Source organism: Micromonospora yongxingensis (genome assembly GCF_052601155.1).
Genome location: NZ_JBQXEO010000019.1, coordinates 46,644 through 59,434, shown reverse-complemented (window position 1 = coordinate 59,434; position 12,791 = coordinate 46,644). Strand labels below are relative to the sequence as shown.

At 73.9% G+C, this 12,791-nt stretch carries 15 protein-coding genes; 11 read left to right on the top strand and 4 right to left on the bottom strand.

The genetic code is table 11. The features are described 5' to 3' along the window. Positions 1-49 precede the first annotated feature (49 nt). Positions 50-1,237 carry a type VII secretion protein EccE gene (locus ACTWLT_RS21975; RefSeq protein ID WP_445320009.1) on the bottom strand — a complete coding sequence of 396 codons (1,188 nt, stop codon included), beginning with the start codon at positions 1,235-1,237 and terminating at the stop codon, positions 50-52. Positions 1,238-1,398: 161 nt separating this feature from the next. Here ACTWLT_RS21975 and eccB point away from each other — a divergent pair, with 161 nt between their 5' ends. The 8 genes from eccB to ACTWLT_RS21935 all read left to right on the top strand — a co-directional run bounded on the left by eccB (position 1,399) and on the right by ACTWLT_RS21935 (position 8,053). Continuing rightward, a complete protein-coding gene (gene eccB, locus ACTWLT_RS21970; protein ID WP_445320008.1) occupies positions 1,399-2,925 on the top strand; it encodes a type VII secretion protein EccB in 1,527 nt (508 codons plus the stop codon). A gap of 88 nt (positions 2,926-3,013) precedes the next feature. Continuing rightward, on the top strand, positions 3,014-3,382 hold the full coding sequence (locus tag ACTWLT_RS21965) for a hypothetical protein (RefSeq protein WP_252416056.1): 369 nt from the start codon (positions 3,014-3,016) through the stop codon (positions 3,380-3,382). After that, the gene (locus ACTWLT_RS21960; RefSeq protein WP_445320007.1) at positions 3,375-4,649 is read left to right on the top strand and encodes a WXG100 family type VII secretion target; all 1,275 of its coding nucleotides are present in this window, start codon (positions 3,375-3,377) and stop codon (positions 4,647-4,649) included. Before ACTWLT_RS21965 ends, ACTWLT_RS21960 begins: the two co-directional genes overlap by 8 nt. Before the next feature lie 198 nt (positions 4,650-4,847). Further along, a complete protein-coding gene (locus tag ACTWLT_RS21955; protein ID WP_445320006.1) occupies positions 4,848-5,204 on the top strand; it encodes a hypothetical protein in 357 nt (118 codons plus the stop codon). Between the two features lie 232 nt (positions 5,205-5,436). After that, positions 5,437-6,234, top strand: a complete 798-nt coding sequence (locus tag ACTWLT_RS21950; protein WP_445320005.1) for a hypothetical protein — start codon at positions 5,437-5,439, stop codon at positions 6,232-6,234. A 51-nt stretch (positions 6,235-6,285) separates the two neighbouring features. Beyond that, entirely contained in the window at positions 6,286-6,621 is a 336-nt protein-coding gene (locus ACTWLT_RS21945) for a YkvA family protein (protein WP_252416060.1), read from the top strand. A gap of 31 nt (positions 6,622-6,652) precedes the next feature. Next, positions 6,653-7,060, top strand: a complete 408-nt coding sequence (locus ACTWLT_RS21940) for a pyridoxamine 5'-phosphate oxidase family protein (RefSeq protein ID WP_445320004.1) — start codon at positions 6,653-6,655, stop codon at positions 7,058-7,060. 330 nt (positions 7,061-7,390) lie between these two features. After that, the gene (locus ACTWLT_RS21935) at positions 7,391-8,053 is read left to right on the top strand and encodes a C39 family peptidase (RefSeq protein ID WP_445320003.1); all 663 of its coding nucleotides are present in this window, start codon (positions 7,391-7,393) and stop codon (positions 8,051-8,053) included. A 12-nt stretch (positions 8,054-8,065) separates the two neighbouring features. On the opposite strand, the gene ACTWLT_RS21930 is transcribed toward ACTWLT_RS21935, so the two are convergent. Beyond that, positions 8,066-9,391, bottom strand: a complete 1,326-nt coding sequence (locus ACTWLT_RS21930; protein ID WP_445320002.1) for an FUSC family protein — start codon at positions 9,389-9,391, stop codon at positions 8,066-8,068. 151 nt (positions 9,392-9,542) lie between these two features. Here ACTWLT_RS21930 and ACTWLT_RS21925 point away from each other — a divergent pair, with 151 nt between their 5' ends. After that, positions 9,543-10,148, top strand: coding sequence for a hemerythrin domain-containing protein (locus ACTWLT_RS21925; RefSeq protein ID WP_445320001.1), 606 nt, complete (start codon positions 9,543-9,545; stop codon positions 10,146-10,148). A 99-nt stretch (positions 10,149-10,247) separates the two neighbouring features. Here ACTWLT_RS21925 and ACTWLT_RS21920 read toward each other — a convergent pair whose 3' ends face one another. After that, positions 10,248-10,418, bottom strand: coding sequence for an antitoxin (locus ACTWLT_RS21920; RefSeq protein ID WP_256482448.1), 171 nt, complete (start codon positions 10,416-10,418; stop codon positions 10,248-10,250). 195 nt (positions 10,419-10,613) lie between these two features. Here ACTWLT_RS21920 and ACTWLT_RS21915 point away from each other — a divergent pair, with 195 nt between their 5' ends. Next, positions 10,614-11,747, top strand: coding sequence for an AI-2E family transporter (locus tag ACTWLT_RS21915; RefSeq protein WP_445320000.1), 1,134 nt, complete (start codon positions 10,614-10,616; stop codon positions 11,745-11,747). Here ACTWLT_RS21915 and ACTWLT_RS21910 read toward each other — a convergent pair. Further along, positions 11,742-12,419 (bottom strand): dienelactone hydrolase family protein, encoded by a 678-nt coding sequence (locus ACTWLT_RS21910; protein ID WP_445319999.1) that lies wholly within the window; start codon positions 12,417-12,419, stop codon positions 11,742-11,744. The genes ACTWLT_RS21915 and ACTWLT_RS21910 overlap by 6 nt on opposite strands. Positions 12,420-12,590: 171 nt before the next feature. On the opposite strand from ACTWLT_RS21910, the gene ACTWLT_RS21905 reads away from it, so the two are divergent. After that, positions 12,591-12,770 carry a hypothetical protein gene (locus ACTWLT_RS21905; protein WP_252416067.1) on the top strand — a complete coding sequence of 60 codons (180 nt, stop codon included), beginning with the start codon at positions 12,591-12,593 and terminating at the stop codon, positions 12,768-12,770. The last annotated feature ends 21 nt before the right edge of the window (positions 12,771-12,791 follow it).

Here is a 12,791-nt window from a genome sequence, read left to right as displayed (position 1 = left end):
TTCCGCCGCGCCGACCGGCCCGTTCAACGGCCGGTCGACGGGCGGACGGTCAGCGGGGTTGCGGACGGGGAGAGCCGCCCAGCGTCGACGCGACCGGCGCGCTGGCGTACACGCCGGGGGCGTGCTGCCCGTCCACCGGCCGGGCCGACGCGCCGGCCCGGTGCGCGACGTCCTGGACCACCTTGACCAGCGCCTCCACGTGGTTGTCCATGGCCGCGACGCGCAGCAGTGGCGCCGCCACCCGCCCGTCCGGCGACACCGCCGCCGCCACGGTGTGCGACGGCGCGGAGGTCGCGGTGATCGCCTCCACCAGCGGGCCGAGCGGGGCGTCCGACCCGCCCCGCAGGGCCAGGCAGCGGTGCGTCCAGCCGCCGCCGCGCAACCCCCGCCAGGTCTCCGTCGGCGGCTCCGGCACGAGGTCCAGCCCGGCCGCCGAGACCACGGCCGCGCGCAGCTCGTCGCGGCCCAGTGGCCGGTGGGCCAGCCCGGCGGCGGTCAGAGCCTTGCCCAGCCGGCCGATTCCGGCGGCCAACGTCCGGTGTACGCCGGGCAGCCCGCCGCCCCGGCTCACCGCCTCCACCCGGGCGTCGCGCACGGTGAGCCGCAGCGCCACCCAGACGGTCCGGTGCGCCGCCGGCGGAGCACCGGGCGCCGGATACCAGACCAGGGTGTGCGCGACGACCTGTGCCCGGGAGACCGGCGCGGCGAAGTCCGTGAGCACCCGCAGCGCCCGGTCCACCGCCGACGCGTCCATCGAGCCGACCGTCGTGCCGGGAGCGGGTTGCAGGGCGACCGCGGCGAACCAGCCCAGGGCGTCCTGCCCGATGCCCAGGCGCGTACCCCGGTCGGTCAGCTCGATGACGCTCAGCTCGGGGGCGAGCGCGGCCAGCCGGGGATCCACCGCCGTGCCGTCGGCCAGCGCCGCCGTGGCACGCTCGCCGCGGAGCCGCAGCCGCCGGCGCAGCAGCAGGTCCTCGAACCACCAGCGGCCACCACGACGGGCGAACGCGGCGAGGACGACCAGCGCCGCCATCGCGCCCACCGCGGCGAGCAGCCAACCGGGCCCGGCCGTCGCGGCCCAGACGGCGACCGCGCACAGCTCCAGCACGACGAGCTGCCCCACCAGCATCGGACCGACCCGGCCCCGACCGGGACGCTCGGCCGGCGGCGTCGCCCTCGCCGGGACGTCGGACGGGTTCGTGGTCACTCGGGCGGGTGGCGCCTGAACCTGCGTCATCGGTGACTGTCCCTCCTGCACGGTACGGCTCTGCACCGGGTCGTTCCGGCGCCGGCCACGGGCGGTGGTCCCAAAGACCCGCCGTCGGCCCCTTATCGTAGGGAAGCCCGCGACGGCGTTCCGACCTGATCGTCGCGGATCCACCCCGCCGGAGGTAAGTCATGCGGACCCGCCGCGATCAGGTGCAGGCGTACCGCTTCGTCACCCGCCGGATCGTCTCCGCCTTGCTGTCGGGCGATCCGGAGACCACCAACCTGCCGATGCGACGGCTCGGCATGGCCATCTTCGGCAGCGTGATCGCCGCGGCCGTGGTGCTGGGCGGGGTGGGCGCGTACGGCCAGCTGACCGGGAACACCGCGCCGCTGGAGGACAACACGCTGGTCATCGAGCGGGAGAGCGGCGCGACGTACGTGTTCATGGAGGGCAGGCTGCTTCCGACGCTCAACTACACGTCGGCCCGGCTGGTCCTGGACACCCCTGACCCGACGGTGCGGACGATGTCCCAGGCGTCGCTGCGGGACCGGCCGCGCGGGCGCACCGTCGGCATCGTCGGCGCACCGGACGCGCTGCCGGACCGCAAGTCGCTGACCGGTCTGCCCTGGTCGGTCTGCGACGTGCCCGACCCGGCCGACCCGCGCCGCTCCAGCACCCGCCTGGTGATCGACCGGGCGCTGCCCGGCGGCACGCCGCTGGGTGACCGCGCGGTACTGGTCACCGTGGACGGTCAGCGGTACCTGCTCACCGGTGGTTCCCGGCTGCAGGTGGTCGGCGGCGACCAGGCGATCGCCGCCCTGCGGATGACCGGCACGGCACCGCTGCCGGTCGGGCAGCAACTGCTCAACGCCGTGCCGGCCGGGCCGCCGTTGCGGAAGCCGTCGCTGCCCGGTGAGGGCGAGCGCAGCGGCCTGGCCGTGGCCGACCAGCCGGCCAACATCGGTCAGGTGTTCCAGGCGGCCGGGCAGCACTACGTGCTGACCCGTGAAGGGCTCGTCTCAATCACTGAGATAACCGCGCTTCTGATGATCGGCGGTGGCGGTCAGATCACCGACATCACGCCGGATCAGGCCGGGCGGCTGCTGACCGAGCAGCGGGTCGACGAGGAGGGCCTGCCCCTGAGGCTGCCCGAGCTGTACGCGGCCCGCTCCGGGCAGACCGTGCTGTGCGCGACGTACCGGGCGGGCAGCGCAGGCGGCCCGCCGACCACGACCGTAGAGGTCTTCGACCGGGCGCCGGCGGAGCTGACCTCGAACGCGTCGGGCCCGGTTCCGGTGCGACAGACCGCCCGCGATTCGGTGCGGACGGCCGAGGCGGTGCTGCTGCCCGGCGGCAAGGGTGTGCTCGCGCAGGCCGCTCCCGGCGCCGGGACCAGCGGATCTGCCGCCGCCGGGTCGACGATCTACCTGATCAGCCCGCAGGGCGTCCGCTACCCGCTCGGGTCGGCCGAGACGATGGCCGTCCTCGGCTACGGAGGGGTCACCCCGCTGGCGGTGCCCGGCTCACTGCTCTCGTTGATCCCGACCGGGCCCAACCTGAACCGGAAGGACGCGTCGGTCTTCTTCTCGCCCGGCGGCTCGTCGCCGGCCGCGCCAGCGCCGGAGGCGACCTCCCCCGCCTCACCCAGCACCACTCCGGAGACGGGCGGGGCTGGCGGCGGGGTGGCCACGGCATCGACCGGAGCCGACGACTGAGCGGTCCGGACGGGTCGCCCCGCGTCGCACCCGTGGACTAACCTGAGAGCCGCTGACGGTTGTCAACCAGAACGACGGGGATGTTGCCATGACCGGGCGTACGGAAGTCGACCTGTTGTCCCTTGAGGACTTCCAGCAGCATCTGGCCGCACGGCTGACCGAGGCCGAGTCGGTGCTGCGCAAGCTCAACACCGAGATGCAGTGCCGTCCTCCGGCGTTGGGCTCGTTCACCGACGCCACCGACAACGCCCGCCGCTACAGCGACGTTCACCAGTCCTATGTGGTCCAGGCCGAGCGACTCCGGCAGGCGGTGCAGGCTGCGCAGCAGGCGACCAGCACGATCCTGACCAACTACCGCACCGCCGAGGCGCGCAACGCGGCCAACGCCACCGACATCACCGCCGCGCTGACGGGGGTCGACCGGGCGCTGGCCCCGAAGGGGGATGGGCGTGTCTGAGTACACCCAGCGCTACCAGGGCCACACGCACCAGCAGCTCTACGACGGCGTGATGGCCGGCAAGCCGGAGCAGATCGAGGACGTGGCTGCCCAGTGGGCCGCCCTCAAGGGCATCCTGGACGGTCTCGCCCGTGAGCTGAGCGGCGACCTGGAGAAGCTCGGCAACACCTGGACGGGTTCGGCGGGCCGGGAGTTCCAGCGGCGGCTGTCGCTGATCGTCGCCCACACCACGGCGCTGGGCGAGGGGATGGCCGGTGTCAAGCAGGGGCTGACCATGATGGCCGGCCAGTTGCGCACCGCCCACAAGCAGGCCGAGAGCCCCGAGGCGACCGACGACAACGACCAGGCGATCTCCGGTGCGCTCCGGGGTGCCGCCACCTTCGGCCTGCCCGGCGCGGTGGTCGGCGGCATCATGGGTCACCAGCAGGACAAGGCAGAGCAGGAGAAGGCCCACCAGCGGATGGTGAACGTGGTGGCCGAGCTGGCAGCCGGCTACGACCTCTCCGCGTACGACCGGGTGGTCGACCCGCCGCCTCCGGACCCGGAGACGCCGAAGACGGCCCGCGAGGACCCGACGACGCCCCGCAGCGTTCCGCCCACCGACACCCCGAGCGCCGCGCCCACCGCCACCAGGCTCACCGCACACACCGGCGACGCCACCATCACCACGCCCGACCGTGTCACCCCACCCCCGGTTGTCGGCGGCGGGTCCGGCACCGGCCAGGACGGCGCGGGCACCGGTGGCACGCCGGGTGTCGTCACGGGCCCGGGCAGTGGCTCCGCCACCGAGGGCGGCACCTCACTGGCCAGCGCGGACCCGGTGCTCGGCGGGGCGCTGCTCGCTGGCGGGGCCGCCGGTCTGGCCGGCCTGTCCGGGCCGACCACCGTGACCGCCAGCGCCGGCGCCGGGCCGGGTCTGCTCTTCGGGGCGCAGGGCGGGGCTCCGGCCGGCGGGGTGCTTCGCACCGCCGCGCTCGCCGGTTCGGGCAGCACGCCCACCGCCTCGGTCCGGCCGGCCGCTGGCCCGCCCGCAGCCGACAACCGCCCCGCCGCCGGCGTCGGGCGCAGCATCGACGGTCGGCGTGGTGAGACCCCGGGTCGCGCGGCGGCCGGCGGCGCGGGCGCGAAACGCCCCGGTGTGCTCGGCGGGCACGGCCGACCGACCGACGACGAGTCCGACGAGCGGCTGACCTGGCTGACCGAGGACGAGATGGTGTGGCGCGACAGCGGGGACGCTCCGCCGCCGGTGCTCGGCACCGCCGACTGACCGATCCACCGCCGACGCGCGACAGCGTCGGTGGCGCCGAACGTACCGTGGCCCCGGCCGGACCCGATCCGACCGGGGCCACCGTCATGCCGCGACGCGTGCTGTCCGTCCGTCCACAGTGAGCGGCGTGGCGACGGTCACCCTCGAACGGTCCCCCGCCGAGCTGCGCCGCCGCGGGACGGGCGTTAGGTTGGTCCTGTGTCCTCTGCAGCGCTCGTCCGCCCAGCCCGGTGGGCTGTGCTGCGGTCGGTGCGTGAGCTGACCCGGCTGGCATTCACCGCGCTGGTGCTCGCGGTCGGCATCGGAGGCGCGCTCGCCGCGACCCCACCTCCCGCACCGACGCAACTGCGGCCCAGCGCCGTGAGCAGCCGGGTGGACACCCTCCGGCCCGAGGCCGTCGCGGCCACCGAGCGGGCGAGCCAGCCCGCCCCATCCCGACCGGTCAGCACCGTCGCCCCCGTGGCGACCGGTCCTGTCACCGCCGGTCGGCAGCACGCGGCGGCCATCGAGCCGGGCCGCGGCACTCCGGCCCGACGCGGCCCGCCCACCCGCTGACCTCGGCCGACCACCGGCGCCCGCGACCCACGCGGTCCGGTGCGGGGCGCCAGTCCCGCTACCGAAGTCGCCGTGACCACGCCGGCCGAAGAGCACCCGAACGCTGACCCCACCGGCAGACGCCGCACAGCGGTGACCGCCCCGAGGTTCGGCAGTTCACCCGGCCCGTGCCGCCGGGACACCCGTCCGTCGCCACCGTCGATACCCGTCGTTCGACCGCGAGGTGCTGATCATGCAGACCGTCCTCTCCGCCTTCCTGCCCGACGTGCCCCGGGCCGCCGCCATCTGGCTGGGCCTGCTCGGGGTGGTCGTGGTCGCTGTCGCCGCCCTGCTGCTGCGTCCCGGCAGGTTCCGCATCGACCCGGGTTCCCGGATCCGTCGCGCCGCCATGCCCAGCCAGCTCGAACAGGCGCACGAGGAACGGGAGCAGAGCCGCTACGCGCAGGAGGTCGCGGTGGCCGCCGAGCGGGCCACCACCACCGCCCAACGCCGCCGCTCGGAGTGGCTGGCCGCGCAGGAGACCGTGGAGACCGCCTGGCAGGCGTACGAGGCGGCCGAGGCGGCCGTCCGACGACTCGGTGCCGCGGCCGCGATGCCGCTGCCGCACACCGCCCGGACCCCGGCCGAGTACGCCGACCGCGAGCGCTACCTGCACCGGGCCGCGCTGGACGCGTACTGGCGGCGGGAGCTGTCGGTGGAGCAGCTCAGCGACGTCTTCGCGCATCGTGGCGGCTGGGACCCGCGGCTGCACCCGGTCGAGCAGGAGTTGGTGCTGCAGCGGGCGATCCGGGACAATCTCGCGGCTCGACACGCTGCCGCCGTGGAGCGGGAGCAGGCCGCCTGGCGGGCTGCGGAGCTGGCCGTGGCGGCGGCCCGCAGCCTGCGCGAGGAGGCCCACGCGGCGACCGGACGGCGGGTGGCGGAGTCGGCGTCGCTGCTGCCGCTGAGTGAGGTCGTCCGGCCCGCGGTCGAGCAGACCCGGGAGAACGCGGTGGTCGCCCGCGGTCGCGCGACCGTACCCGCCTTCTGATCCCTTGGCGCGCCGGTTCCCGCACCGGTGCGGGTGGGTTAGCGTGACGCCATGTCCCGACAGGCGTGGGTCCTCGTGGTGGTCGCCGGCATTCTGGCCATCGCCACACTGGTCGGCGCGGTGGTGCTGGCGGTGCGGGTGGTGCGGACCCGCCGCCTGCTGACCGGGCTCGGCGCGGGGGGCAAGGTCGCCTTCTACGGCGCGCTGATCTACACCATCTTTCCGGTCGACCTGCTTCCGGACCCGATCTACCTGGACGACATGGGCGTCCTGGCCGGCGCACTGATCTACCTGACCCGGCTGGTGCAGCAGCGCCGGGCGGCCGAGCGCCGGCTACCAGGACAGCCGGACGCGCCGCCGGACCGCGTACGCCGCCGCGTGAAATGATCGAGGTCGGTTCGGTGGACGGGGGACGGGCATGGCGGGCGATCATCGGCTGGACGTGCACGACGACCGCGTCACCGCCTTCTGCGCCGAACGGCACCTCGCCACGCTGACGACCCTGCGCGCCGACGGCACCCCGCACGTCGTACCCGTGGGGGTCACCCTCGACGCGGCCGCCGGGCTGGCCCGGGTGATCACCTCCAACACCTCCCATAAGGCCCGTCAGGTGGCCGCTGCCGGCGCGGCAGGCACCCCGGTGGCCGTGTGTCACGTCGATGGCCGCCGCTGGCTGACGATCGAGGGCCGCGCGGTGCTCAGGTCGGATCGGGCCGCTGTCGCGGAGGCGGAACGCCGCTACGCCGAGCGGTATCGCACCCCGCGCCCGAATCCGGAACGGGTGGTCATCGAGATCACCGTGACGGGCCTGCTGGGCAGCCTCTGACCCATCGGCATCCTCTCGCCGGTCGCACGAGCCGAGGACGTTTGTCCGGTTTATGCCTGCGTTATCCGTTCCTCCCGGTCGCTGTCGGAGCCGTGAGCAGCGGCACGTCGGGCCCGGAATCCCGCCCGACCAGCAGCCGTTGCACCAAGTCGCGACGTTCGTAGCGGCAACCGGTGGCGGAATGCACGCCGGAGCAGAGCCGTTACGTCCCCGGTACGCCCCACGGCCGAGCCGCCGAGGGTCGTCGCCCACCTGATGAGCCGAGCGCCCTTCCCGGTGCTGCTGCCCTCCGCCCGTCGGAGGCCCCAACCCCCGAACGGAGACTCGACCATGAACCCGATCATCCAGAAGAGCGGTCTGTCCGTCGCCGGCCTGCTGGTCGCCGGCGGCTGCGCCCTCGGCCCCGCTGTGGCCGCGCAGGCCGCGCCGGTGCAGGGCATCGGCGCCCCGACCTCGTCGAGCCAGGGCGACCGGGGCAACCAGCGTTCCGCCGAGCGGATCCTCGGCATCGACTACCAGGCCCAGCCGAACTTCTACTACTGCGGCCCGGCAGCCACCCGGATCGCGCTGTCCGCGCAGGGCAAGGCTGTGTCCCAGGACGAGGTCGCCAAGCTCCTCGGCACCACCGAGGCCGGCACCCCCTCGGCCCTGGACACCACCCGGGTGCTGAACGAGCTGACCGGCGGCACGTACCGGACCACCGAGATCCGTGACTCGGTGGCTCGCCCCGAGCAGGTCGATCAGCTGCGCCGGGACGTGCTGGCCGCGGTGGACGCGGGGCGGCCGGTGGTGGCCAACATCAAGGGCACGGCCGTGGACACCGACGGCAACCCGCACTCGTACGAGGGCGGCCACTACCTGACCCTGGTCGGCTACCGCGACGGCGGGGACCTGATCCGGGTCGCCGACCCGGCCAACCCGGCGCTGGGCGAGTACTGGATGAGCCTGCCGAAGGTCGCCAACTGGATCGCCGAGCGGGGCTACTCCTCCTGACCCCGACGGTTTTCACCGGGCCGGTTTCCCCCTGTCGGGGAGGCCGGCCCGGTCGCCGTTCCGGTACCGGGCGCTGAGGCGTGTCCGTCGGCGGATCCGGGCGGCGCGGTTGGGCGGGGCCCGGTGCATCTGCCGGTGAGGTGGCGGATGGATTTTCGCCTCACCGGCGCCGGCCGCTCGGCGCGCCATCCGGTTGGCGTCGTCCGGTTCACAACCGGTGGCGCGGAGCAGGTCGCTGCACGCCGTACGCAGGCCGGTAACCAGCGCGTCGCCGAACTCGCGCACCCCGATCGCTGCGGACCGACCAGCCAGTTCGGCGCACTCCCGGACGAACCGGCGAGTCCGCTCGGGGTCCTCGCCGGACCGGTGCTCGGACTTCAGCTCAGCCACCGCCTGGCCCAGCCGGGCCACCGCATCCGGCAGCTCGTCCGGGATCGGCTCACCGTACTGCAGGGCGGTCGCCGACCAGCGGGCCAGCGCCCGGCTGTCCAGCGTCAACCGCTCCAGGTGCTCGGCTGCGTGGGCGTACCGGCGGTACTGCTCACGCCGGTGCCAGCGGGCCGGCGCGATCGTCACCACCTCCTCCGCACCGCTGAGCGACTCGTGCAGCCGACCCAGGTCGCCCTCGGTGGCGCGCAGCCGCTCCAGGACCCGCACCGCCCGGTCGGCGTCGCGCTCCCGCAGCGCCTGCGCCAGTTCGGCGAGTTGCTCACGGAGGACCGTGACGATCGGTGCCACGGCGCGATCCAGTACGCGCATCGGGTTGATCGGCAACAGCAGCGCGACGACCACCAGGCCGACCACCCCGCCCACGAGGGCGTCGAAGATCCGAGGCAGCTCCAGACCACGTTCCATCGGGGCCAGCGTGGCGATCAGCACCGCGGTACCACCGGCCTGACCCACCAGCGGACCGCCCCTTCCGGCCACCAGCAGCGCGCTGGCGATGGCGAGCGTGACCACCGCGCCGGTCTGCCACGGGCCCGAGCCGAGCAGGTAACGCAGCGCGTCGCCGATGACGATGCCGATGCCCACCCCGCCCAGCAGCTCGAAGGTGCGCCGCGCCCGCTGCCCGATGGCGGTGGCGATCGTGGCGACGGCGGCCGCCGGGGCGAAGACGTGCGCTCCGGGGCCGAGCAGGTGCTGGGCGATCAGGGCGGCGAGCGCCGCCGCCAGCCCGGCCTGGATCGCGATCACCAGGGTGATCTCCCACTGCCGGGCCCGGATCCGACCAGCCTGCCCTCCCCGGCGTCGCACCCGTTCGACCGCCTGGCCGCTGCGCTCGGCGGCCTGGCCGAGCCGCGACCGGTCGCTGTCGGCTGGTGGACGGTCATCGGCCATGGCGGCGCTTACCCCGGCGTCGGCCGGACAATCGTGCCCTTCGGCCCCGCTGACCACGGCAACACCATCGGCCTCCCTGGATTTGCCCAGCCCCTGGGGGGTACCAGGGCCGCACACACCTACCGATCCGCAACCGGTAAGGGGCCGCGACATGACCAATCCACCGACCACCGACGGCCAGGACGTCATCGACATCCTGACCGCCGACCACCGTGAGGTCGAGACACTGTTCATCGAGCTGGAGACCCGGCAGGGCACCCCCGAGCACCGCCGCCAGCTCGTCGACGTGGTGATCGCCGAGCTCGTCCGCCACGCGGTGGCCGAGGAGACGTACGTCTATCCGCTCGCCCGCAAGGCACTGCCCGACGGCGACGAGATCGCCGAGCACGAGATCACCGAGCACGCCGACGCCGAGCGGACCATGAAGGACCTGGACGCACTCGACCCGTCCGATCCGCGCTTCGACGAGTTGCTAGCCCACCTGACCAGCACCATCCGGCACCACGTGGAGGACGAGGAGAGCGAGCTCTTCCCCCGGTTGCGTGCCGCGGTGGCCGGGGAGGAGCTGGCCGAGCTGGCCGGCAAGGTCACGGCGATCAAGAAGATCGCGCCGACCAGGCCGCACCCGGCGGCGCCGGACCGTCCGCCGGCCAACAAGATCGTCAACCCCGGCACCGGTCTGGTCGACCGTCTCCGCGACGCGCTGGACGGCCGCCCGACCTCGATGAGCGAGCTGCGCGACAAGCAGCAACCCTGACCCAGCGGGAGTCAGGCGCGAACATCGGGTGACGAACAGTCCGCACAGGACGATCCCGGGTCGCCACGGACGTGGCGACCCGGGATCACGTCCGGTGCGTCAGCGAACCTGGTCGCCTTCGCCGGTACGCGCCTGGGCCTGGTCCACACCCTTGTCGATCTGGTCGTCGTACTTTCCACCGGTGCGCTTGTCAGCCATGTCGCCGGCCTTGTCCAACCCCTGGTCGACCTGCTTGTCGTGCTTGTCGGCGAAATCCTTGGCCTTGTCCATGAAGTCACCCACGGTGGTCCTCCTCCAGTCAGATGCACTCCCCGTTCGGGTTCCCTGTGCCGGAGGGTGCAAACCGGTTGATCTCGCCCCACGACTCGTCGCTCGGACCGTCCCCTGTACACCGGTGTCGAAGCGGTACGGGTGTCGGCGCGCCGCTGGCCGGGTACGACGTCGCGGAGATCGAGGAGGACCGACATGGCGGTAGACGAACCCGGGCCGGGCACCGGGGCGACGACGGGCGGCTCGGGGCCGCGCCAGGCGTGGGCCGCCCTGCCCTGGCTGGTCCGGACCGCGGTGCTGTGGAGCGCCTGCCTGGTGGTGGTCGTCGCCGGTCTCTATCTGCTGGGCCGGATCGCCGTACTGCTGGCGCCCCTGGCCATCGCGCTGGCCGCCACCATCTTCCTCACCGCGCTGCTCGACCCGGTGCTGCTGCGGCTGCGCCGCCTGCGGCTGCCGGCGGCGCTGGCCGCGCTGCTCACCGTGCTGCTGCTCCTCGGCATCCTGGTGGGGGTCGGCGCCTTGGTGTGGAACCTGACCGCCAGCCAGTTCGACCAGCTCAGCCAGGAGCTGACCCAGGGGCTGGACCGCAGCCGGGACTTCGTCACCTCCACCCTGCCGGTCACCGACGCCCAACTCGACAAGCTCGTCGACCAGGCCCGGCAGGGGCTGAGCGGCAGCTCGCCGGACCCGGTCGCGGGTGCCCGGACGGCCAGCGAGGTGGTCGGCTCCGCGCTGCTCGCCCTGGTGCTGCTCTTCTTCCTGCTCAAGGACGGCCGGTCCATGTGGCACTGGGTGCTGTCCCGGATGACCGGCCCGAACCGGCCCGTGGTGACCGAGGCCGGCCGCGCCGGATGGCAGACGTTGGGTGCCTACAGCCGGGGCACCATGCTGATCGCCGCGATCGACGCGATCGGCATCGGCCTGGCCCTGGTGGTGCTCCGGGTGCCGCTCGCCCTGCCGCTGGCGCTGATCACCTTCCTCGGCGGCTTCGTGCCCATCATCGGGGCCACGGTGGCCGGCGCGGTGGCGGTGCTCGTGGCGCTGGCCGCCAACGGGCCGACCACCGCGCTGCTCACCCTCGCCGCGGTGATCGCCGTTCAGCAGATCGAGGGCAACCTGCTGGAGCCGCTGGTCATGAAGCGGCAGGTCCGGCTGCACCCGGCGGTCATCCTGGTGGCGGTCACCGCCGGCACCCTGATCGCGGGCATCGCCGGGGCCTTCGTCAGCGTCCCGATCACCGCCGTCCTCTGGCGCATCATCGACACCGTCCAACGTCACCACTCCACCCCCGCCACCACGGACGTGGCGGACGCCCCGTCGGCCTCATGAGCGACGCGACGGTGCAGGCGCAGGGGTGAGATGGGTGGTGAACCAGGTGCCGGCATGGTCGGCGACCTGCTCGAGGGTGCCGGGCTCCTCGAAGAGGTGGGTGGCACCCGGGACGATCCGCAGCTCGCCGACCTCCCCCATCTCGGCCAACGCCTGCTCGTTGAGCGCGATCACTTCCTCGTCCAGCCCACCGACCAGCAGCAACGTCGGCGTACGCACCTGCGCCAGGGCGGCACCGGCCAGATCCGGTCGACCGCCCCGGGAGACGACGGCGCCCACCCGGTCGGCGCGGTACGCCGCTGCGACCAGGGCGGCGGCGGCACCCGTACTGGCCCCGAAGAGACCGATCGGCACGTCACCGGCGGGACGCTCGGCCGCCAACCAGTCGACGATGCCGGCCAGCCGGCTGGCCAGGAGCCCGATGTCGAACCGCAGTTCGGCGGTACGGGCGTCCACCTGGTCCTCGGCCGGGGTCAGCAGGTCCACGAGCACCGTGCCGAGGCCGCGCCCGTTCAGCGTCCGGGCCACCGCCACGTTGCGGGGGCTGTGACGGGAACTGCCGCTGCCGTGTGCGAACAGCACCACGCCGACCGGCTGGGCGGGCACCATCAGGTCGGCGGGGAGCTGGGCGTCCCCGATCTGGATCGTCACCGTGCTGCGCTGCTCGTCCATACCCCACCTCCGCGTGCTGGCCGTCCGTCCCGGGTACCCCGCCCGCCGCACCGCACGCCCGGAGCCGCCCACCGGACCGCTCCGCGTTTGCCGGGTAGGTCCCCGGGTACGCGACGAGCGACCGCAGACCGTGTCGGCGCAGCCGCGCCCCGACGGATCGCGAGGATCGCCATGGCTGAGCAGCAGTCGCCCCGGCAACAGCAGATGAGCGAGCGTGACCGGCGCCAACAGGACGCCGAGCGCAACCGGGACTGGGCGGACGACGCCGCGCAGGCCCGCCTGCCCGATGATCCCCGGGCGATGGCGCCCCGGGACGCGATCGGGCGCCCGTCGACCGGCGAGCCCATCTGATCTCGTAGTCGACAAACCGGG